Genomic DNA, 21,642 nt, shown 5'->3' on the forward strand with positions numbered 1-21,642 from the left:
AAACCATAAGAACAGGAGTAACTCATGCAATTCTTCGACGATTCCCTACACCCGGAAAACATGGAAAAGGTGGTCATCACCGTGGCCCCGTACGGCCCTGAATGGATGCCGGAAGACTTCCCTGAAGACATTCCGCTGACCATGGATGAGCAGGTGCAGAAGGCGGTCGATTGCTACGAAGCCGGTGCAACCGTCTTGCACCTGCACGTACGTGAACTGGATGGCAAGGGTTCCAAGCGCCTGTCCAAGTTCAACGAGCTGATCGCCGGTGTGCGTGAAGCCGTGCCGGACATGATCATCCAGGTCGGCGGTTCAATTTCGTTTGCCCCGGAAAGCGATGGTGAAGCGGCCAAATGGTTGTCCGACGATACCCGTCACATGTTGGCCGAGCTGACGCCAAAACCGGATCAGGTCACGGTGGCGATCAACACCACCCAGATGAACATCATGGAGTTGCTCTATCCGGAGTACCTGGAAGGCACCTCCCTGGCCAACCCGGCCTATCAGGCGGCCTACAGCGAGATGACCGTACCGGCGGGGCCGGCGTGGGTCACCGAGCACCTCAAGCGCCTGACGGACAATGGCATTCAGCCGCATTTTCAGCTGACCGGCATGCACGCCATGGAAACCCTGGAGCGCATGGTGCGCAAAGGCCTGTACATGGGGCCGTTGAACCTGACCTGGATCGGCATCGGCGGTGGTTTCGATGGCCCGAACCCGTTCAACTTCTTCAACTTCATCCACCGCGCGCCGGACGGTTGCACCCTGACCGCGGAGTCGCTGCTCAAGAACGTGCTGCCGTTCAACACCATGGCGCTGGCCATGGGCATGCACCCACGCGTGGGCATTGAAGACACTATCATTGATCACAAGGGCAAGCGCTTCAGCTCGGTGCAGCAGATCGAACAAACCGTACGGGTCGCCCACGAACTGGGTCGCGAAATTGCCTCCGGCAAAGAGGCCCGGGAGATCTACCGGATCGGTGTGCAGTATCAGAGCATCGAAGAAACCCTGCTGGCCAACGGTATGTCGCCCAACCGCAAGGCCGGGCAAAAAGGTGTGCCGCAGCGCGACTGACCGACAGCCGGGCGGGAGGTTGATGGCCTCTCGCTCGCTGTACTGCATCACGCTCGATAACAACAAAAACAAAGTTTCGAGGAGGCTGCATGGCCTTTCACCCAATCGCCGCCGACGATGACGACGGTACCGTCAGCGTTTCGCGCCAATATGCCTGGATCGTCTTCGCCCTGACGTTCGGCCTGTTGATTTCCGATTACATGTCGCGCCAGGTGCTGAACGCGGTGTTCCCGATGCTCAAGGGCGAATGGGCACTGAGCGACGGCCAGCTCGGCCTGCTCAGTGGCATCGTGGCTTTGATGGTCGGGCTGCTGACGTTTCCGCTGTCGCTGTTGGCCGACCGCTTCGGCCGGGTCAAGAGCCTGGCGCTGATGGCGCTGTTGTGGAGTCTCGCAACGCTGGGCTGCGCACTGGCGCAAGACTACCAGCAGATGTTCATCGCCCGGTTCATGGTGGGCGTCGGCGAAGCGGCATACGGCAGCGTCGGCATCGCGGTGGTGATTTCAGTCTTTCCCAAGCACATGCGCGCCACCCTGGCCAGTGCCTTCATGGCCGGCGGCATGTTCGGCTCGGTGCTGGGCATGGCCCTGGGCGGGGCTATCGCCGCGAAGCTGGGCTGGCGCTGGTCGTTCGCTGGCATGGCGCTGTTCGGCCTGCTGCTGGCGGTGCTGTATCCGCTCATCGTCAAGGAAGCACGCATTGCTCCGCAACGCGCTGCACAGGCACTGAACAAGGCCGCGGCCAAAGTCAGTCAACCGCTGCGCACGCTGTTTTCCAGCCGCTCGGTGATCGCCACCTACGTTGGCAGCGGCTTGCAGTTGTTCGTCGCCGGCACCGTGATTGTGTGGATGCCCAGTTATCTGAACCGCTACTACCAGATGGGCACGGACAAAGCCGGCGGCATGGCGGCGATCATCGTGCTGTGCAGCGGTGCCGGGATGATTCTGTGCGGCATGCTCAGCGACCGTCTGTGTCGTCACTCGCCCCAGCGCAAGGTCGCCCTGGCCATTGCTTTTTGCCTGGGTAGCTGCCTGTTGCTCTCGGCGGCATTCGCTTTGCCGGCAGGCCCCGCACAACTGGCGCTGATCTGCCTGGGCATGCTGATCGCCGCTGGTACCACAGGTCCCGCCGGCGCGATGGTTGCCAACCTGACCCATTATTCGGTCCATGGTACTGCCTTCGCCACGCTGACCCTGGCCAACAACATGCTCGGGTTGGCGCCGGGGCCTTTCATCACCGGCAGGGTGTCTGACCTGATCGGCTTGCATGCAGCGTTTCAGCTGGTGCCCCTGGTCAGCCTGGCGGCGGCAGCGGTGTTCTTTTATGCCAAATGTCATTACCACAAGGATATTGCCCGGCTCAGGGGCGAGCGGGTGACCGAATCAGTGGGCGAATCCGTGTTAGAGGTGAAGTTGTGAGTGGTCGTTTACGTATTGATGTGTTTGTCGATTTCATCTGCCCCTGGTGCCTGATCGGCAAGCGTCAGCTGGAGCGCGCGCAAGAGCTGTTGCGCGCCCGGCAACCGGAGGTGGTGTTCACCACGGTGTGGCATGGCGTGCAGCTGTTGCCTCAATTGCCGGTCGAGGGCGAGCCCTTCGCCGAGTTCTACCGCAAGCGCCTGGGCAATGCCGAGGCGGTGAAATTGCGCCAGGCCCAGGTGCAGCAGGCCGCGCTGGCGGTGGGGGAGACCATCGACTTCAGCCGTATTGCCACGATGCCCAATACTGCCGACGCCCATCGCCTGCTGGAACGGGTCAGCGTGTTGGGCAATACCCGCCAGTGCGACGCGTTGCTCGATCGGCTGTTCGCCGCGTACTTTCACTATGGCGAGGACCTGGGTAACCGCGAGACGTTGATCGCCATCGCCCAGTCGTGCGGTTTCGAGGCTGGCTTCGTCGCTGATTGCTTGCTTGGCAACGGTGAGCCATTTGTCGGCAACCCCGGGGCTGTCGGCGGCGTGCCCTGTTTTCAGTTTGACCGGCGCGTGACGGTGGTAGGCGCACAGCCCCCCGAAGCGCTGTTTGGCGTCATGTACGAAGCCTTGCTCGAACGGGCCGGCGAGCGACAACCCTCATGAACCTGCGAATACAAGTGCCTGCCGGAAAACTCCCGCAGGTCGGGGGCCGTGCGCTCTTCGAATTCGATGACAAGAGCGTCGCGCTGTTCAACATCGACGGTGAGTTGTTCGCCATCGATGACGGCTGCCCGCACCAGGGTGCCTCGTTGTGTGGCGGTCGCCTCGACGGTCGAGTGATTCAATGCTGTGCCCATGGCCTGCGCTTCGATCTTGCCAGTGGCTACTTGCTCAATTCCAACAAGCTCAAGGTCGCCAACTACCCGGTCGAGGTAGTCGACGGCCAGGCATTCATTGTCATCGCCACCGAGGAGGCCGCGCCATGAGCGCCATCGCTCTGACCCGCATCCACAGCCGTACGCGCGAACTGGCGCCGGGGTTCATCGTCAGCCTGATCGTCGCGGCGGCGGCGACCTTTCTGTCGGAGCACTACGGTGCGCCGGTCATGTTGTTTGCGTTGTTGCTCGGCATGGCGCTGAACTTCCTCGCCGGCGAGGGCACCTGCAAGGCCGGCATCGAGTTCACTGCACGCACTGTATTGCGCATTGGCGTAGCGCTGCTGGGCATGCGCATCACCCTCGAACAGATCGCCGCACTGGGCTGGAAACCCTTTGCGCTGGTGGTGATTCTGGTGGTGGTGACCATCGGCGTTTCGGTGGTGGCGGCCAAGGCGCTGGGCTTCCAGCGATTGTTCGGCATGCTCACCGGTGGCGCCACCGCGATCTGCGGTGCCTCGGCGGCATTGGCGCTGGCCGCGGCCTTGCCTAACCACCCGCAAAAGGAACGCGCCACCTTATTCACGGTGATCGGGGTCTCGGCGCTGTCGACGCTGGCGATGATCCTGTACCCGATGATTGCCAACTGGCTGTCGTTGTCGCCCCAGGTGGCCGGGGTATTCCTGGGGGCGACCATCCATGATGTCGCCCAGGTAGTCGGCGCCGGTTACAGCCTGTCTACCGAGACCGGCGACACGGCCACAGTGGTCAAGCTGATGCGGGTCGCCATGCTGCTGCCGGTGATCGTTTGTGCAGCGATGGTCACGCGTATGCAGGGCGCCGATCCCACCGGCAAACGGCCGCCGCTGTTGCCGTGGTTTGCGGTCGGCTTTCTGCTGCTGGCCTGCCTCAACAGCACCGGCTGGGTGGTCCCTGTGGTGCAGGGCTCGGTCAATGAACTGTCACGTTGGTGCCTGGTCGTTTCCATCAGCGCCCTGGGCATGAAAACCCAACTCAAGGAACTGGCGGCAGTGGGCATCAAGCCGATCCTGCTGATGGTCGGGGAAACCGTGTTCCTCGTGGTTCTTGTGCTGCTGTTGCTGCACTGGGGGATGTAACTCAGTACCGTTTTACTAGCGGCGCTGCATTGCGCTCACTCCGGCGCAGTGCGGCACTCCACCGGCGTTAAAAACACCGGTTTTTTTCGGCGACCGTACCAGCGGTCGCCGTTTTTTTTGCTTCCCGATACCTCCCACAGGGGCATAAGCACACCTCGCGAAAGTCAGGTCGGCTGTCAGGCCGCCTCGATTTGGCTTTAGATTTGGGCGCCCCGTTAAACCACGATGGCCGAACGCAGGCATTGCGCAGTGGGTAAACCGGCAGGACGCCGGTTTAGCCGCGCTGGGCCAGGGATGGCCCATCGCGGCGACCCACGGAGCAATGCCGGAGTGAGGGCATGCCGAGCCTAAGCGAGGCACCGAGTGGTGGGGCAAGAGCGCTTGGTTACTTGGCGCTTTACCAAGTGACCCGCTGTAAAAGCGGAACCATTAGTGGCCGTTGCCGCAGGAATGGATATGTACTCGGTCACCAACATCCAGGTCGGCTGTCAGGCTCGCTTCCACCGTTCAGGGTTTTTCCGGGTCGAGCAGGGGGCTCGGTCGGGTCGGTGGCTTGGCCTGTTTTTGCGCACTGCGCCAGGCGGCGGGCGGCATGCCGAACTGGCTGATGAACCAGCGTGTGAAAGAGCTGGCCATGGAGTAGCCGAGCATGTCGGCGATGCGGCCCAGCGAGTAGTTCGGGTTTTCCAGATACCGCAGCACCAAGTCGCGCCGCACATCGTTGATCAGGTCGTTGAAGGCGCAGCCATCGTCTTTCAGGCGACGTTGCAGGGTCCGCACATTCATGCCCTGGGTCTGGGCGATCTGCTCGATGGTGGCGCGCCCCATGGGCAGTAACACGTAAATCGCCTTGCGCACTTCGAACAGGGTCGACGGTCCCTCTTGGCTCTGCAACGAGTCCAGATAGCGCTGGGCGTAACGCGCCATCGCCGGGTCGGCATGGGGGTTGGCTATGTCGAGGCTGGCATCGGGGCAGACAATGCCATTGAACTCGCTGCCGAACTCCAGATTGCAGCCGAACAGGCGCCGATGCAGTTGCAGATTGTCGGGAGGCTGGTGCGTGAAATTCACGCTGTAGGGCTGCCAGTGCGCACCGAGCAGCGCGGCGCACAGCCGGAACATCACGCCGATGGCCAGTTCATTGGCTTGCCGGCAGGACATGGGCGAGTCAGTCACCACTTCCTCGCGGATAATCACCATCTTGCCGGCTTCTTCGATGAAGATCGCCAGCGATTCGTTCATCAGGTGCCGGTAGTGCACCAGCACCTGCAACGCATCACGCAGCGTTCGCTGGTGAGTCAGCAGCAGGCTGACGACACCGAAATCCGAGAGCTGACGCGATTCGGCCATGCTCAGGCCGAAGCTCTGGCAACCGCTGGCGACAGCCGACTCTTCCAGCAGGCGAACCGCCGCATCGATCGGAATCCGATGCTCGGGTGCTTGCAGACGGGCCTTGCTCAGGCCGACGCCTGCCAGCACATCGTGCGGATTAAACCCCAGGTAATGAGCAACATCCAGGTAGTTGGTCAAGACAGCGGCGCGAACGAGCTTAGGCATGCAGAGGCGTTCCTGCAGGGGTTCGGATGGAAACGAGCGCGGCCGAATATAGCCAGCGCGTCAGCAATTGAACAGTTTTCCAGGCCACGTTAACAGCTTCCGCATGACCACTTGGCAGGGGCAATCAGAGTGTCATCAAAAGAAAAGTCGCTGTCGTCAAATGAAAAGCGTAGGCCATCCCGGCTCTTTAATGTCAGTCCTACAAAAAGATTCTGGCGAAACAGCCAGGCGAGTCACTGAGAAGCCGAGGGTATCCAAGTGGACAAACTGCAAACTGCCGCCACCGTTCTGATCGTCCCGGGACTGCGTGAGCATGTTGCCGAACATTGGCAAACACTGCTTGAAGCCCGTTTGAGCAAGGTGCGCAGCGTTCCTCCGCTTGAAACCGACAAGCTCGACTGCGTTGCCCGGGTCCGGGCGATCCAGCATGAGCTGGAGCAGATCGACGGCCCGGTGATTCTCGTGGCCCACAGTGCCGGCGTACTCATGGTGGCGCACTGGGCTGCTTTGCACCGTCGCCCGATCAAGGGCGCGCTGCTGGCCGCGCCGCCGGATCTGGCTGCCCAGTGGCCGCAAAATTACCCGAGCCCGCAAACCCTTCGCGCCAACGGTTGGGACCCTTTGCCCCAAGGGGCGTTACCCTTTCGCAGCATCGTTGCCGCCAGCACCGACGATCACCTCGCCAGTTTCGACGCGGCTTCGCGCCTGGCCCAGGACTGGGAGGCGGAGCTGGTCAACCTCGGTGCCGTCGGCCACCTCAATCCGGCGTCGGGCTACGGCCCGTGGCCCCAGGCAGAAGCACTCATTCTGGACCTGGATCGCTAGTTTCAATCACCCGTCAATTGTCCTCACGCCTCAAAGGCACTGGCTCTCCCACCAAGAGTCGGCGGGGACCGCTGCGCTTAAAACAAATACAAAAAGGCGGAGACAACGCAATGCAGAACAATAAGAGTCACGGCCACACACGCCCTTCGCATCGCAGCCTGCTGGCCCTGGCCATCCTGGCGGCGTCCATGCCGGCCGCCCATGCGATGGAGCTGGACACGGGAAATCCGGACTGGTCCGTGCGCTTCGACAACACCGTGAAGTACAACTACGGCGTTCGCACTGAAAGCGCCGACAAGCGCATGCTTGGCACACCGAACAACAACGACGGCGATTACAACTTCCGCAAGGCCGGGACCAACATCACCAATCGCGTCGACCTGTTGACCGAGATGGATGTGGTTTACCAGCAAAGCATGGGGTTTCGCGTCAGTGCCGCAAGCTGGTACGACAAGGCGTATGAAAACACCGGGTCCAACTCCAACCCGTTCGTCAACGGCAATGGCAGCACCTCGGGCCTGGTCGCCAATGACCCACGCCTGGCGCCGGTGACCCGCGATAACGTCGGCTTTGGCAGCCCGCACCTGAGCAACTACGCCCAGCGTTACTACACCGGACCGTCCGGCGAAATCCTCGATGCCTTCGTGTTCTACAGCACCGAAGTGGGCGAGGAGTCGATGTTCAGTGTCAAGGCCGGGCAGCACAACGTGTTCTGGGGTGAAACCATCCTCAACCCGGTGCATTCGATCAGCTACGGCCAGTCCGGGCTGGACCTGGCCAAGCTGGCGGCATCGCCGGGGACTGAAGCCAAGGAACTGTTCGTTCCGCGCAACCAGGTGTCGATGACGTTCACCCTCAACCCCGAGTTGACCGTGGGCGCCCAGTATTTCCTGGATTGGGACGAAGCACGCCTGCCTGAGGCGGGCACTTACTATGGCGGTTCCGATCTGGTGGGCACCGGCGCGCAGTCGTTCCTGCTGGGCAACACCAACTCCATCACCCCCGGCAGCCCGCTCGGGTGTGGCCTGGCCCCTTGCAACGCGTTGACCAACGTGCGACGTGGCAACGACCTGGAACCGGATCATCACGGCGATTGGGGTGTCATGGCCAAGTGGTCACCCGCCTGGCTGGACGGCACGCTCGGTCTCTACTACCGCCAGACTTCCGACATCCTGCCCCAGGCCTGGCTCGACGCCAGAGGATTGAGTTCGGCCAACCCCAACGGCACGCCGCCGGCGGGGCAGGTGCCGGCCGTGGTCAATACGCTGAACTCGTTGAGCACCGCCACCTATCAACTGGCCTATTCCGACAAGATCGACATCTTCGGCATCAGCCTGTCCAAGGATGTCGGCGGCGTCAGCGTCGGCAGCGACCTGAACATCCGTCACAACATGCCGTTGGCGAGCATTCCGGCCATCGTCAGCACCACCAGCCCGCTGGGGCTCGGTCAGGGGCTTGGCCTGTTGCCGCCACGCACGGCAGCCACTGGCGTGATCTACGACACCCCGCAAGATGGCGACAGCATGAGCGCCACTGGTGACACCTTGCACTGGACACTCAACGGCCTGATGACGCTGCCCAAGACGCCAGTGTTCGACTCGGCCGTGCTGCTCACCGAGTTGTACTACAGCAACCTGCTCAAGCTCGATAGCAAGAACGAAGCGCTCTACAAGGGCAAAAGCAGCTATCGCGGCATTGATGCACCGACCCGTGACAACTGGGGCCTGGCGGTCAACTTCACCCCGACCTGGTACCAGGTGTTTCCCGGCGTGGACATGAGCCTGCCGATGTCGGTCAACGTTGGCCTCGACGGCGTCTCGCCGGTGTCGGGCGGCGGTGCTAAGGACACTGGCAACTACGCGATCGGCGTCGGTGCCGCCGTTTACAACAAGTACTTCGTCGACCTCAAGTACGTGGATGCCTTCGGCAAGGCTGACAAGTGCAACGTCAGCGGTAACAGCACCGGTGCGGCGAACGCCGGCAGTGGCGACGGCTCCACGCCGAACGCCTTCAGCGGTAACGAAAACTATGCGTGCTACGCCGGTGGCTATTCAGCCTTCTCGGGCGGCGGCGCGACCACCGAAGACCGTGGCGCGCTGTACCTGACGCTGAAAACCACCTTTTGATTCACCCCAATGCTTAGTCAATAAGCAGGAGTTAGAAACCATGAAATTCGTGCAAACCCTGTTGGCCGCCTCGCTGGCCATGGCCATGGCCGCTCAGGCGCAAGCCGCCGTATCGACTCAGGAAGCTGGCAAGCTCGGCAGCAGCCTGACCTTGGTGGGTGCCGAAAAAGGCGCCAGCGCCGATGGCTCCATTCCGGCCTATGCCGGTGGCCTGACCACCGCCCCGGCCAGTTTCAAGGCCGGCGACAGCATGCGTCCGGACCCGTTTGCCAGCGAAAAACCGCTGCTGGTGATCAATGGCAAAAACGTTGACCAGTACAAAGCCATGCTCTCGGCCACCACCGTTGAACTGGCCAAGCGTTTCCCGACCTTCCGTGTCGATGTCTACCCGACCCACCGCACAGTGGCATTGCCGCAGACGGTGCTGGACAACAGCGTGAAAAACGCCACCGGCGCCAAGTCGCTGGAAGGTGGCCTGGCCATCGATAACGTGTTGCCAGGCGTGCCGTTCCCGATTCCACAATCGGGCAGCGAGGCGATGTGGAACTTCCTGCTGCGTTACCAGGGGGTCAACATCAACTCCAAATACGACTCCTGGAACGTCGACTCGGCCGGCGTGCCAAGCCTTGCGACCACCGGGCAGGCGTTCATCACTTACCCGATCTACGAAAACATGGCGCAGACGATCAGCAGCGCCGACGTGTACTACCAGATGAAGCTGTACTACACCGGCCCCGCACGCCGCGCCGGTGAGTCGATCATGCTCAAGGACGCCGCCAACCCGTTGGAACAGCCTCGCCGCGCGTGGCAGTACCTGCCGGGGCAACGTCGGGTGAAACTGGCGCCGAACCTGGCCTACGACACGCCTAACCCGGGCACTGCCGGCGCGGGCACCTATGACGATGTGTTCGTGTTCAACGGTGCGCTGGATCGCTACGACTGGAAGCTGGTCGGCAAGCAGGAAATGATCGTGCCTTACAACACCTACAAGCTGACCTACGCCCAGGACCCGAAAAGCCTGACCACCGCCAACCACATCGCGCCGGACTTCGTGCGCTGGGAGAAACACCGCGTCTGGGTGGTGGAGGGCAACCTCAAGGCCGGCGCACGTCACGTCTACCAGAAGCGTCGCTTTTACCTGGATGAAGACAGCTGGGCGGCACTGGCTTCCGATCAGTACGACGCCCGTGGTCAGCTCTACCGTGGTTCCTTTGCCTTCCTCAGCCAGAGCTATGACAAGCAGGTGCCGGATTCCACGCCTTTCATGATCTATGACCTGGTTGGCGGCTCCTACAACATCAACGGTGTGGTGGGTCCTTACGGCGGCATCCGCTACATCGACTCGCTGTCCAAGGCTCAGTGGTCGCCGGAGTCCCTGGCGGGCGCCGGTATTCGCTAAGCATCGGGTGCTGTTCACGTAAGGAAGTCTTCAGGCGGAAGAAATCTGTGGCGAGGGGATTTATCCCCGTTGGGTCGCGAAGCGGCCCCAATGTCCGGTCAGACAGACTGATTTGCCGGGATTGGCGACTGCTTCGCAGTCGAACGGGGATAAATCCCCTCGCCACAAATGAAGATGCCTGCGTTTAAGTGATTTCAAGGGGACGCCGTATGTGTTCGTTCAAGAAGTGCGTGCCGCTGCTGTTGGGCGCCGCGCTGGCTCTGTTGCATGGATTGGCTCAGGCTGCCGCCTACGTTGACGTGCTCGATCTGCCCGCCACCCCCAGTGCCCTGGCCGTGCGCAGCCCGTTGCTGGACACGACCCGTGCCGGCGAGCGACTGGTTGCCGTGGGGCAGCGTGGTCACATTCTTTATTCCGATGACGCCGGCCAGCAATGGCAGCAGGCCGCCGTGCCGGTCAGCGCCGACCTCAATGCCGTGTACTTCCCTTCGCCCATGAAGGGCTGGGCGGTCGGCGGCGACGGCGTGGTATTGCACAGCAGCGATGCCGGCGCGACCTGGCAAAAGCAACTGGATGGCCGCCAGATCGGCGCCTTGCTGGTCAAGCATTACGGCGCATTGGCACAGGCCGAGCCGGCCAATGAGCAATGGCCGTTGCTGGTCGCCGAAGGTCAGCGGCTGACCGAGGAGGGCGCCGACAAGCCGCTGCTGGATGTCTGGTTCGCCAATGACAACCTGGGTTACGCGGTGGGTGTGTTCAACCTGATCCTGCGCACCGAAGACGGTGGTAAACACTGGACGCCGTTCCAGGACCGTACCGACAACCCGCAGAGCTTTCACCTCAATGCCATCTCCGCCACTGGCGACGGACTGTACATCGCCGGCGAGCAAGGGCTGCTACTGAAATGGAATGACGCCCGACAACACTTCATGGCGTTGCAGACACCCTATCAGGGCAGCTTTTTCGGGGTGATCGGCAAGCCCGGCGAAGTACTGGTCTACGGCTTGCGCGGGCATGTGCTGCGCAGCACCGATGGCGGTGTCAGCTGGACGCTGCTCAACAGCGGCCTGCAGGTCAGCATCACGGCCGCCACACTGGCCGAAGACGGTCACTTGTGGCTGTTCACCCAGGCCGGGCACCTGTTGCTCAGCCCGGACCACGGGACGCAGTTGCAGTTGTTCGCCCAGCAAAACCAGTCACCCGTGGCCGGTGCCGTCCAGGCCGCCGACGGCTCGTTGATTGTGGTGGGCAGTCGTGGCGCACGTGTGCTTTCCAAAGAATAAAAACAGTTAAATCAGAGCGGGTACCCTCCTATGGGCAGTATTGAGCAAGACACCATGCCGGTGATCAGCGACTTGCGTGACTTCGATCGCTGTTCCGGCAACCGGCTGGAACGATGGGTGTTCAACCACCGGCCGCTGTTTATGCTGTTGATGGCCGCGATCACCCTGGTACTGGGCTACATGATGGTAACCCGCCTGGAATTGCGTCCCAGCTTCGAGAAGATGATCCCGCAGAGTCAGCCGTACATTCAGAATTTCCTGGAAAACCGTAAATCGTTGCGCGGCCTGGGAAGCTCGGTACGGGTGGTGGTGGAAAACACCCAGGGTGACATTTTCGACCCCGAGTACCTGAACGTGCTCAAGCAGGTCAACGATGAGCTGTTCCTCGCCGAGGGCGTCGATCGTGCCTGGATGAAGTCGCTGTGGAGTCCGGCGGTGCGCTGGACCGAAGCCACCGAAGAAGGGTTCCAGGGTGGGCCGGTGATGCCTGACGCCTACCAGGGCACCCCTAAAGACATCGAGCAACTGCGGCAGAACATCAATCGCGCCGGCATTGTTGGCAGTCTGGTGGCCAGCGACTTCAAGTCAACCATGCTGATCGTGCCGCTGCTGGACAAGGCCTCGGCCACTGGCCACGGCATCGACTACCACACGTTTTCGCGGATGCTCGAAGAACGCCTGCGCGACAAGATCGAATTTGCTGGCGCCGAGCACAAGGCCGCAGAAGAGGGCAAAGGGCATTACAAGATCCGGGTGATCGGCTTCGCCAAACTGATGGGTGACCTGATCGATGGTTTGATTCAGGTGATGATGTTCTTCGGCCTGGCCGTGGTCACTTCGCTACTTATTATCTATGCCTACACCCGTTGCGTGCGTAGCACCCTGTTGGTGGTCGGCTGTTCGTTGATCGCGGTGGTCTGGCAACTGGGCATCGTCGCCTGGCTCGGCTACGCCATTGATCCGTACTCGGTGCTGGTGCCATTCCTGATCTTCGCCATCGGCGTGTCCCATGCGGCGCAGAAGATGAACGGCATCATGCAGGACATCGCCCGAGGCACCCACAAGCTGATTGCCGCGCGCTACACCTTCCGCCGCCTGTTCATTGCCGGCGTCACCGCCTTGCTGGCCGACGCCGTGGGCTTTGCGGTGCTGATGCTGATCGACATTCCGGTGATCCAGGACCTGGCCATCACCGCCAGCATTGGCGTGGCGGTGCTGATCTTCACCTCGCTGTTGTTGATGCCGGTGGCGTTGTCCTATGTCGGCGTTGGAGCAAAGGCCGCCGAGCGTGCGCTGAAAATCGACACCCGTGCAGAAAAGCACAAAGGCTTCGGCAAACTCTGGGACCTGCTCGATCGCTTCACCACCGCCAAGTGGGCCACGGGTGCCGTGCTGGTCGCGCTGTTGATGGGCATTGGCGGTTTCATGGTCAGCCTGCAATTGAAAATCGGCGACCTCGACAGTGGCGCGCCGGAACTGCGTGCCGATTCGCGCTACAACCGCGACAACGCTTACATCACCAGCCATTATGCGCTGTCCAGCGACCTGTTCGCGGTGATGATCAAGACCGCGCCCGAGGGTTGCCTGAATTACCAGACGTTGGTCCTCGCCGATCGGTTGGCCTGGACGTTGCAACAGCAACCGGGTGTGCAGGCCACGTCTTCGCTGGTCAACGCGGTGCGCCAGATCACCGCCGGCTCCTTTGAAGGCAACCCCAAGCTCAACAGCATCCAGCGCAACCAGAACGTCTTGAACTACGCGGCGCAACAGGCCTCGGTCAATGCTCCGGAGCTGTTCAACACCGACTGTTCGCTGATGCCGGTGATTGCTTTCCTCAAGGACCACAAGGCCGAGACCCTGGACGCGGTGGTGGCGGTCGCCGACCAGTTCGCCAGGGAGAACAGCACCGCGGATCGCCAGTTCCTGCTGGCTGCCGGTACCGCCGGGATCGAGGCCGCCACCAACATTGTGGTGCGCGAAGCCAACCGCACCATGCTGTTGTACGTCTATGCGGCGGTGACGCTGTTTTGCCTGATCACCTTCCGCAGCTGGCGTGCAACCCTGGTGGCGCTGCTGCCACTGGTGCTGACCTCAATTCTCTGTGAAGCCTTGATGGTGGTCATGGGCATTGGCGTGAAGGTCGCGACCCTGCCGGTCATCGCCTTGGGGGTCGGGATTGGTGTGGATTACGCGCTGTACTTGCTCAGCGTGCAGTTGCAATACCAGCGCCAGGGCATGCCTTTGGCACAGGCCTATCGCAACGCGGTGTCGTTCACCGGTCGGGTGGTGGGGCTGGTGGGCATTACCCTGGCGGCGGGCGTCGTGTGCTGGGCCTGGTCGCCGATCAAGTTCCAGGCTGACATGGGCATCCTGCTGACCTTCATGTTCCTCTGGAACATGCTCGGTGCCTTGATCCTGATTCCGGCACTGTCGTTCTTTCTGCTGCGAAACATCACTCCCGTTCCGTCTACGTCTACGTCCACTGAACGTTCGGCGGAGCTTGTTGGCGTCCACTCCTGAGCGTCCCCTCATAAGAGTGCCACTTCCATTGACCAGGGCATCTTCGATGCCCTGACATTGCCTGAGTCTTTCAAATATGTCTGATTACAAAGCGCCGCTGCGCGACATCCGATTCGTACTCAACGAAGTTTTCAACGTTTCCACGCTCTGGGCCGCCATGCCGGCGCTGGCCGAGGTGGTGGATCAAGACACCGCGAGCGCGATTCTTGAAGAGGCCGGCAAAGTAGCTGCGGGCCTCATCGCACCGCTCAATCGCAGTGGCGACGAGCAGGGCTGTTCCTGGAGTAACGGCGAGGTGACTACGCCTGACGGTTTTGCCGACGCCTACCGTGCCTTTGCCGAGGGTGGCTGGGTCGGCGTGGGCGGTGATCCGGCCTACGGCGGCATGGGCATGCCCAAGGCGATTTCGGCCCAGGTCGAGGAAATGGTCAACGCGGCCAATCTTTCCTTCGGCCTGTACCCGATGCTGACCGCCGGGGCTTGCCTGTCGATTAACGCCCACGCCAGCGAAGCGCTGAAAGCGGCGTATCTGCCGAACATGTACGCGGGCCTCTGGACCGGTTCCATGTGCCTGACCGAGCCGCACGCCGGCACCGACCTGGGGATCATCCGCACCAAGGCCGAACCCCAGGCTGACGGCTCGTACAAGGTCAGCGGCACCAAGATCTTCATCACCGCTGGCGAACACGACCTGGCTGAAAACATCATTCACCTGGTGCTGGCCAAGCTGCCGGACGCGCCGGCGGGACCGAAGGGCATTTCGCTGTTCCTGGTGCCCAAGTTCATGGTCAATGCCGACGGCAGTCTTGGTGAGCGAAATACACTGTCCTGTGGCTCGATCGAGCACAAAATGGGTATCAAGGCGTCGGCCACCTGCGTGATGAACTTCGACGAAGCCGTGGGTTACCTGGTCGGTGAGCCGAACAAAGGCCTGGCGGCGATGTTCACCATGATGAACTACGAACGCCTGGGGGTTGGTATTCAAGGCTTGGCCACGGCCGAGCGTTCTTATCAAAATGCGCTGGCTTACGCCCGTGACCGCCTGCAAAGCCGTTCGCCGACCGGCGCGCAGAACAAGGACAAGGTGGCCGACCCGATCATCGTCCACCCGGACGTGCGTCGCATGCTGCTGACCATGAAAGCCTCGAACGAAGGCGGCCGGGCATTTTCCACTTACGTGGCGATGCAACTGGACACCGCCAAGTTCAGCGAAGACGCCACCACGCGCAAACGTGCGGAAGATCTGGTGGCGCTGCTGACCCCGGTGGCCAAGGCGTTCCTCACCGATCTTGGCCTGGAAACCACCGTGCACGGCCAGCAAGTGTTCGGCGGCCACGGCTACATCCGCGAGTGGGGCCAGGAGCAACTGGTGCGCGACGTGCGTATCACCCAGATCTACGAAGGCACCAACGGCATTCAGGCGCTGGATCTGGTGGGGCGCAAGATCGTGGGTAACGGCGGCGCGGCCTACAAGCTGTTTGCCGATGAAGTCCGCCACTTCACCGCCACGGCGGACGCCGAGCTGGCTGAATTCGTCAAACCGCTCGACGCGGCTCTGGACAACCTCGACGAACTCACCGCCTGGGTGCTGGATCGCTGCCAAAACAATCCGCAAGAGATCGGCGCCGCTTCGGTGGAGTACCTGCAAGTGTTCGGCTACACCGCCTACGCCTACATGTGGGCCTTGATGGCCAAGGCAGCTTTGGGCAAGGAGGCGCAGGACGAGTTCTACGCCAGCAAACTGGGCACGGCGCGGTTCTATTTCGCTCGTCTGTTGCCACGGATTCACTCGTTGAGCGCCTCGGTGAAAGCCGGCAGCGAGTCGCTGTTTCTGCTCGACGCATCGCAGTTCTGACAACCAACAGCATCAGGAAGAGTTCACTGTGGTGACCACAAAAATAATCGCGCCCGCGCAAGACGCCTACACCTATCCCTTGTTGATCAAGAGCCTTTTGCTCTCGGGCGGACGCTATTGCCCCGATCAGGAAATCGTCTACGCGGACAAGCTGCGCTACAACTACCGGACGCTCAATGAGCGGATTAAACGCCTGGCCGACGCGCTGACGAAAGCCGGGGTCAAGGCCGGGGATACCGTGGCTTTGCTGGATTGGGACAGCCACCGCTATCTGGAATGTTTTTTTGCCGTGCCGATGATTGGCGCCGTGCTGCACACGGTGAATATTCGCCTGTCCGCCGAGCAGGTGCTCTACACCATGAACCACGCCGAGGATGATCTGGTACTGGTTCACGACGATTTCCTGCCATTGATCGAGCAGATTCACGATCAGCTGACGACCGTCAAAGGCTACGTCCAGCTCAGTGACGGCGAAGTACCCTCGACCACGCTGCCGGTGGTGGGTGAATACGAACGCCTGCTGGCGGGTGCGAAACCTCATTTCGACTTCCCGGACTTCGATGAGCACTCGGTAGCGACCCTGTTCTATACCACCGGCACCACCGGCGACCCCAAAGGCGTTTACTTCACCCACCGCCAGTTGGTGCTGCACACGCTCAACGCCGTCGGCACCCTCGGCGTGTACCAGAGCCTGCCGTTGCTGCGTTCCGATGACGTGTACATGCCCATCACCCCGATGTTCCACGTCCATGCCTGGGGCGTACCGTATGTCGCGACCTTGATGGGGATCAAGCAGGTTTACCCCGGTCGTTACGAGCCCAATAGCCTGGTCCGGTTGTACCGCGAAGAGAAGGTCAGCTTTTCCCACTGTGTACCGACGATCCTGCAAATGATCCTGGGTTGTGACGAAGCGGCCCGGACCGATTTCAGTGGCTGGAAAATGCTCCTGGGCGGCAGTGCCTTGACCCACGGGCTGGCCGCCCAGGCCACGGAACGGGGTATGCGCGTGCACAGCGGATACGGGATGTCCGAGACCTGTCCGTTGCTGTGCCTGTCTCACCTGAGCGACGCCGAGCTTGCGCAACCGGCGCAAGATCAGGTGGCCGCGCGGATCAAGACCGGGGTGGCGGTGCCGATGGTCGACCTGCGGATCATCGATGCCGGCGGCAACGAGGTCGCTCAGGATGGCGAGGCGCTGGGCGAAATCGTGGTCCGTGCTCCGTGGTTGACCCAGGGTTACCTCAAAGCGCCCGAGCAAGGCGCGCAACTGTGGGAAAACGGCTGGATGCACACCGGCGACATCGCTTCGATCGATGCCTTGGGTGTCGTGGAAATCAAGGACCGGATCAAGGACGTGATCAAGACGGGCGGGGAGTGGATCAGCTCATTGGAGCTGGAAAGCCTGATCAGCGAGCATCCGGCCGTCACGTCGGTGGCGGTTGTCGGGATTCCTGATGCGCAGTGGGGGGAGCGGCCGGTGGCGCTGGTTGTTTGCGCGCCGGGACAGAGCCTTACCGAGTCAATGCTGGCGGCCCATTTGCTTCAATACGTCGAGTGCGGCCGCATCAACAAGTGGGCGATCCCGAGACAGATCAGGATGGTGGCGGACATACCGAAAACCAGTGTCGGGAAGATCAACAAGAAGTTGATCAGGGAACAGGAAATGAGTCTGTAAGCGACGATGATCCTCCGTGGGAGCGAGCCTGCTCGCGAAAGCGGTAGGTCAGTCAGCATGGATGTTGAATGATCAGCCGTCTTCGCGAGCAGGCTCGCTCCCACAGGGTTGGGGCGATTGGTTATTCCAGATGTTCGGGTTTGACCGGGTCGCCGGATTTCATGTTCAACTGCACCCGCACATCTTCGAACATCGCGTCGTAGTACTTGTGAATCGACCCAATGCTGCTCAGCGCCTTGGGAATCCCGTACTTTTCCGCGATTTTCGTTACATTGCTGGCGAAGTTGTAGGCCTGATCCTTGGGCAGGAAGAAGGGTTCGTTGACCTCCTTGCCCTGGATCATTCCATGCATCTTGAACAGCATGCCTTTGCCTTCCTTGGGGTCCTGCGCCACCTCGTAGTCGATATGGATGTTGTAGCTGACATCGTCCTTGTTCAGCGCGTGGCGCTCGATGTGCAAATGACCGGGCTCGAACGTAGCCATGTCGTCTCTCCTTTGAAGGCCTTGGAGTAGGGCAGACCCTGGATCTGCCCTGGGAGTTTCTTTTTTAAACGTAGCTGATGCCTGGTTTTTCCGTACTGATGCGGGTGCCGGCCTTGCCCTGCACAATCGCCTCGATGTCCGAGAGTGAACCAATCACCGCAACTTTCCCCGTGTTGCGGGCAAACTCGCAAGCGGCCTGGACCTTGGGCCCCATGGAGCCGGCGGCGAAGCCGAGTTTTTCGATTTCGTCGGGATGGGCCTGGGCGATAGCTTTTTGAGTCGGTTTGCCGTAATCGATGAACGCCGCATTGACATCAGTGGCGATCACCAACAAATCGGCTTCAAGTTGTTCGGCCAGCAGCGCCGAGCACAAGTCCTTGTCGATCACCGCTTCCACGCCTTCGAGCTTGCCCGGCGACGTATACATCGTCGGGATACCACCACCACCAGCGCAGATCACGATGCTGCTTTTTTCCAGCAGCCACTTGATCGGACGAATCTCGAAAATGCGTTTGGGTTTCGGGCTGGCCACCACCCTCCGGTATTTGTCGCCATCCGGGGCAATCGCCCAGCCTTTTTCGGCGGCAAGTTTCTCCGCTTCGGCTTTGGTATAGACCGGGCCGATGGGTTTGGTCGGGTTTTGGAACGCCGGGTCATTGGCGTCCACTTCAACCTGGGTCAGCAGCGTGGCGAACGGTACTTCGAAGTCCAGCAGGTTACCCAATTCCTGTTCGATGATATAGCCGATCATGCCTTCGGTTTCAGCACCGAGCACGTCCAGCGGATAGGGGGAAACGGAGGTGTAGGCGGCCGCTTGCAGCGACAGCAGGCCGACCTGCGGACCGTTACCGTGGGCGATCACCAGTTGGTTGCCGGGGTGGATCTTGGCAATCTGTTCGGTGGCGATCCGGATGTTGGCGCGCTGATTATCCGCCGTCATGGGTTCACCCCGGCGGAGCAGGGCGTTACCGCCCAAAGCAACGACGATACGCATAATGCAGTCCTTCTAAAAGAGAAGTAGGCGGTGACTCGGTCTCCTGTGGGAGCGAGCCTGCTCGCTCCCACAAAGAGCAAACCCGGGTGAGCCGTTAAAGGTCAGCCAAAGTCGACACCAGTATCGCCTTGATGGTGTGCATGCGGTTTTCCGCTTGCTCGAAGGCGATGCAGGCAGGCGACTCGAACACGTCATCGGTCACTTCGATGCCGTTCTTCAAGTTCGGGTATTGCTCGGCAATTTGCTTGCCGACCTTGGTTTCGCTGTTATGGAACGCCGGCAAGCAGTGCATGAACTTGGTGCGCGGATTGCCGCTGGCTTTCATCAGTTCGGCGTTGACCTGGTAGGGCAACAGTTGCTGGATGCGCTCGGCCCAGGCTTCGACGGGTTCGCCCATCGACACCCAAACGTCGGTGTGAATAAAGTCCACGCCCTTGACCGCAGCTTTAGGGTCTTCGGTCAGGGTAATCCGGGCGCCGCTTTCTTCGCCGTATTGTTTGCAACGCGCCACCAGGTCGTCTGCCGGCCACAGGGCTTTTGGCGCGCAGATGCGCACGTCCATGCCCAGCTTGGCGCCGATCAGCAGCAGTGAGTTGCCCATGTTGTTACGGGCATCGCCGAGGTAGGCGTAGCTGATTTCGTGGATCGGCTTGTCGGCGTGTTCACGCATGGTCAACACGTCGGCAATCATTTGCGTTGGGTGGTATTCATCGGTCAGGCCATTGAACACCGGCACGCCGGCAAACTTGGCCAGTTCCTCGACGATTTCCTGTTTGAAACCACGGTATTCGATCGCGTCGTACATGCGCCCCAGCACGCGGGCGGTGTCCTTCATGCTTTCCTTGTGGCCGATCTGCGAAGAGTTCGGGTCGATGTAGGTGACGTTGGCACCTTGGTCATAAGCCGCCACTTCGAAGGCGCAACGGGTGCGGGTCGAGGTTTTTTCGAAGATCAGCGCAATGTTGTTGCCCTTGAGGTGCTGTTGTTCGGTACCGGTGTACTTGGCGCGCTTGAGGTCGCGGGACAGGTCAAGCAGATAGCGCAATTCGCGGGCAGTGTGGTGTTCCAGGCTCAGCAGATTGCGGTTATGAATATTGAACGCCATGTTGGTTCTCCTGAAATTCGGGTCAGGCCGCGCATCCCGAGGGACGGCGCGGCGCGGGGGTGTTCGGTCAGTAGTCGATCGGGTCGCGGATGATCGGGCAGGTCATGCAGTGGCCGCCGCCGCGTCCGCGTCCGAGTTCGCCGGCGCTGATGGTGATCACTTCCACACCGGCCTTGCGCAGCAGGGTGTTGGTGTAGGTGTTGCGGTCATAGCCGATGACCACGCCGGGCTCCACGGCCACCACGTTGTTACCGTCATCCCATTGCTCGCGTTCGGCGGCGAAGCTGTTGCCGCCGGTTTCGACGACACGCAATTGCTTCAGATTCAAGGACTCGGCAACCACTTCGATGAACGATTTGTTTTCCCGCCGAACATCCATGCCATATGGTTTGCTGTCGTCGGGACGCAGTACAAATGGCACGATTTCCTTCACGACTTCCGGGAATACCGTGACCAGATCGCGGTCGCAGAAGCTGAATACGGTGTCCAGGTGCATCGCTGCGCGGGATTTTGGCAAGCCGGCGACCACGACTTTTTCCACGGCGCCTTTGTTGAACAGCGACTGCGCCAGCTGGGCGATGGCCTGACGGGATGTCCGTTCGCCCATGCCGATCAACACGACGCCGTTACCGATCGGCATGACGTCACCACCCTCGAGCGTGGACTGGCCATGATCCTTGTCCGGATCGCCGTACCAGACTTCGAAGGAGGCGCTGGTGAACTCGGGGTGGAATTTGTAGATGGCGGTGGTCAGCAGGGTTTCCTGCCGCCGAGCCGGCCAGTACATCGGGTTGAGTGTTACGCCGCCGTAGATCCAGCAAGTGGTGTCGCGGGTGAACTGTGTGTTGGGTAATGGCGGCAACAGAAAGCTGGAGTGGCCCAGGTAATCGCGGTACATCTTGATCACGGCGGAGCCTTCGCTTTCCGGTAGATCCTCACCGGCCACGCCGCCGATCAGGAACTCGGCCAGCTTGCGTGGCTCCAGGCCTTCGAGCCAGCTGCGCACCTCGTTGGTCAGGCCGACGCCGACAGTGTCGGAGGTGATCTTGCGATCCAGAATCCATTTCAGGGCTTCAGGGTTCTGGACGGTGTCGGTCAGCAGGTTATGCATTTCCAGTACATCGATACCACGCTCACGCATCTTGGTGACGAAATCGAAGTGATCGCGCTTGGCCTGGTTGACCCAGATCACATCATCAAAAAGCAACTCATCGCAGTTGCTCGGGGTCAGCCGCTGATGGGCCAGTCCAGGGGAGCAAACCATGACTTTGCGCAATTTGCCGGCTTCGGAGTGAACGCCGTACTTAACTTTTTCCTTGGACATCACAGTAATCC

Annotated in this window: 17 protein-coding genes; 12 read left to right on the plus strand and 5 right to left on the minus strand. The window is 61.0% G+C overall.

The annotated features are described in order from the left end of the window. Positions 1–24 precede the first annotated feature (24 nt). The 5 genes from AC07ZE_RS14780 to AC07ZE_RS14800 all read left to right on the plus strand — a co-directional run bounded on the left by AC07ZE_RS14780 (position 25) and on the right by AC07ZE_RS14800 (position 4,484). Positions 25–1,077 carry a beta-keto acid cleavage family enzyme gene (locus tag AC07ZE_RS14780; RefSeq protein WP_207265457.1) on the plus strand — a complete coding sequence of 351 codons (1,053 nt, stop codon included), beginning with the start codon at positions 25–27 and terminating at the stop codon, positions 1,075–1,077. Between the two features lie 89 nt (positions 1,078–1,166). Then, positions 1,167–2,495 carry an MFS transporter gene (locus tag AC07ZE_RS14785; RefSeq protein ID WP_207265458.1) on the plus strand — a complete coding sequence of 443 codons (1,329 nt, stop codon included), beginning with the start codon at positions 1,167–1,169 and terminating at the stop codon, positions 2,493–2,495. Further along, entirely contained in the window at positions 2,492–3,154 is a 663-nt protein-coding gene (locus AC07ZE_RS14790; protein ID WP_207265459.1) for a DsbA family oxidoreductase, read from the plus strand. Before AC07ZE_RS14785 ends, AC07ZE_RS14790 begins: the two co-directional genes overlap by 4 nt. Next, positions 3,151–3,477, plus strand: coding sequence for a Rieske (2Fe-2S) protein (locus AC07ZE_RS14795; protein WP_207265460.1), 327 nt, complete (start codon positions 3,151–3,153; stop codon positions 3,475–3,477). The genes AC07ZE_RS14790 and AC07ZE_RS14795 overlap by 4 nt, the downstream gene beginning before the upstream one ends. Beyond that, the gene (locus tag AC07ZE_RS14800; RefSeq protein ID WP_207265461.1) at positions 3,474–4,484 is read left to right on the plus strand and encodes a YeiH family protein; all 1,011 of its coding nucleotides are present in this window, start codon (positions 3,474–3,476) and stop codon (positions 4,482–4,484) included. The genes AC07ZE_RS14795 and AC07ZE_RS14800 overlap by 4 nt, the downstream gene beginning before the upstream one ends. Before the next feature lie 507 nt (positions 4,485–4,991). On the opposite strand, the gene AC07ZE_RS14805 is transcribed toward AC07ZE_RS14800, so the two are convergent. Next, entirely contained in the window at positions 4,992–6,041 is a 1,050-nt protein-coding gene (locus tag AC07ZE_RS14805) for an AraC family transcriptional regulator (RefSeq protein ID WP_207265462.1), read from the minus strand. A gap of 258 nt (positions 6,042–6,299) precedes the next feature. Between AC07ZE_RS14805 and AC07ZE_RS14810 the strand changes: the two genes are divergently transcribed. From AC07ZE_RS14810 to AC07ZE_RS14840, 7 genes are all read left to right on the plus strand, one after another. Further along, positions 6,300–6,866 carry an RBBP9/YdeN family alpha/beta hydrolase gene (locus AC07ZE_RS14810; RefSeq protein ID WP_207265463.1) on the plus strand — a complete coding sequence of 189 codons (567 nt, stop codon included), beginning with the start codon at positions 6,300–6,302 and terminating at the stop codon, positions 6,864–6,866. Positions 6,867–6,976: 110 nt separating this feature from the next. Then, entirely contained in the window at positions 6,977–8,992 is a 2,016-nt protein-coding gene (locus AC07ZE_RS14815) for a DUF1302 domain-containing protein (RefSeq protein WP_207265464.1), read from the plus strand. Positions 8,993–9,032: 40 nt separating this feature from the next. Next, positions 9,033–10,391 carry a DUF1329 domain-containing protein gene (locus AC07ZE_RS14820; RefSeq protein WP_207265465.1) on the plus strand — a complete coding sequence of 453 codons (1,359 nt, stop codon included), beginning with the start codon at positions 9,033–9,035 and terminating at the stop codon, positions 10,389–10,391. A gap of 209 nt (positions 10,392–10,600) precedes the next feature. After that, positions 10,601–11,674, plus strand: a complete 1,074-nt coding sequence (locus tag AC07ZE_RS14825; protein ID WP_207265466.1) for a WD40/YVTN/BNR-like repeat-containing protein — start codon at positions 10,601–10,603, stop codon at positions 11,672–11,674. Between the two features lie 30 nt (positions 11,675–11,704). Then, positions 11,705–14,194, plus strand: a complete 2,490-nt coding sequence (locus AC07ZE_RS14830; RefSeq protein ID WP_207265467.1) for an efflux RND transporter permease subunit — start codon at positions 11,705–11,707, stop codon at positions 14,192–14,194. A 76-nt stretch (positions 14,195–14,270) separates the two neighbouring features. After that, on the plus strand, positions 14,271–16,049 hold the full coding sequence (locus AC07ZE_RS14835) for an acyl-CoA dehydrogenase C-terminal domain-containing protein (RefSeq protein ID WP_207265468.1): 1,779 nt from the start codon (positions 14,271–14,273) through the stop codon (positions 16,047–16,049). Positions 16,050–16,077: 28 nt separating this feature from the next. Then, a complete protein-coding gene (locus AC07ZE_RS14840; RefSeq protein ID WP_207265469.1) occupies positions 16,078–17,724 on the plus strand; it encodes a fatty acid--CoA ligase in 1,647 nt (548 codons plus the stop codon). A 121-nt stretch (positions 17,725–17,845) separates the two neighbouring features. On the opposite strand, the gene AC07ZE_RS14845 is transcribed toward AC07ZE_RS14840, so the two are convergent. From AC07ZE_RS14845 to arcA, 4 genes are all read right to left on the minus strand, one after another. Continuing rightward, positions 17,846–18,208 carry a DUF5064 family protein gene (locus AC07ZE_RS14845; RefSeq protein ID WP_207265470.1) on the minus strand — a complete coding sequence of 121 codons (363 nt, stop codon included), beginning with the start codon at positions 18,206–18,208 and terminating at the stop codon, positions 17,846–17,848. A gap of 64 nt (positions 18,209–18,272) precedes the next feature. Further along, the gene (gene arcC / locus AC07ZE_RS14850) at positions 18,273–19,202 is read right to left on the minus strand and encodes a carbamate kinase (protein WP_207265471.1); all 930 of its coding nucleotides are present in this window, start codon (positions 19,200–19,202) and stop codon (positions 18,273–18,275) included. 94 nt (positions 19,203–19,296) lie between these two features. Continuing rightward, positions 19,297–20,307, minus strand: coding sequence for an ornithine carbamoyltransferase (locus tag AC07ZE_RS14855; RefSeq protein ID WP_095194281.1), 1,011 nt, complete (start codon positions 20,305–20,307; stop codon positions 19,297–19,299). Positions 20,308–20,374: 67 nt separating this feature from the next. Continuing rightward, positions 20,375–21,631, minus strand: a complete 1,257-nt coding sequence (arcA, locus tag AC07ZE_RS14860; RefSeq protein ID WP_207265472.1) for an arginine deiminase — start codon at positions 21,629–21,631, stop codon at positions 20,375–20,377. Between the last annotated feature and the right edge of the window lie 11 nt (positions 21,632–21,642).

It is taken from the genome of Pseudomonas sp. GW101-3H06, assembly GCF_059424605.1.

Excerpts from the sequence above, each read along its gene's own strand:
- AC07ZE_RS14830 (WP_207265467.1), top strand. The coding sequence starts at position 11,705 with ATGGGCAGTATTGAGCAAGACACCATGCCGGTGATCAGCGACTTGCGT.
- AC07ZE_RS14845 (WP_207265470.1), bottom strand. The coding sequence starts at position 18,208 with ATGGCTACGTTCGAGCCCGGTCATTTGCACATCGAGCGCCACGCGCTG.
- arcA (WP_207265472.1), bottom strand. The coding sequence starts at position 21,631 with ATGTCCAAGGAAAAAGTTAAGTACGGCGTTCACTCCGAAGCCGGCAAA.
- AC07ZE_RS14795 (WP_207265460.1), top strand. The coding sequence starts at position 3,151 with ATGAACCTGCGAATACAAGTGCCTGCCGGAAAACTCCCGCAGGTCGGG.
- AC07ZE_RS14815 (WP_207265464.1), top strand. The coding sequence starts at position 6,977 with ATGCAGAACAATAAGAGTCACGGCCACACACGCCCTTCGCATCGCAGC.
- AC07ZE_RS14805 (WP_207265462.1), bottom strand. The coding sequence starts at position 6,041 with ATGCCTAAGCTCGTTCGCGCCGCTGTCTTGACCAACTACCTGGATGTT.
- AC07ZE_RS14785 (WP_207265458.1), top strand. The coding sequence starts at position 1,167 with ATGGCCTTTCACCCAATCGCCGCCGACGATGACGACGGTACCGTCAGC.
- arcC (WP_207265471.1), bottom strand. The coding sequence starts at position 19,202 with ATGCGTATCGTCGTTGCTTTGGGCGGTAACGCCCTGCTCCGCCGGGGT.
- AC07ZE_RS14835 (WP_207265468.1), top strand. The coding sequence starts at position 14,271 with ATGTCTGATTACAAAGCGCCGCTGCGCGACATCCGATTCGTACTCAAC.
- AC07ZE_RS14780 (WP_207265457.1), top strand. The coding sequence starts at position 25 with ATGCAATTCTTCGACGATTCCCTACACCCGGAAAACATGGAAAAGGTG.
- AC07ZE_RS14800 (WP_207265461.1), top strand. The coding sequence starts at position 3,474 with ATGAGCGCCATCGCTCTGACCCGCATCCACAGCCGTACGCGCGAACTG.
- AC07ZE_RS14855 (WP_095194281.1), bottom strand. The coding sequence starts at position 20,307 with ATGGCGTTCAATATTCATAACCGCAATCTGCTGAGCCTGGAACACCAC.
- AC07ZE_RS14820 (WP_207265465.1), top strand. The coding sequence starts at position 9,033 with ATGAAATTCGTGCAAACCCTGTTGGCCGCCTCGCTGGCCATGGCCATG.
- AC07ZE_RS14825 (WP_207265466.1), top strand. The coding sequence starts at position 10,601 with ATGTGTTCGTTCAAGAAGTGCGTGCCGCTGCTGTTGGGCGCCGCGCTG.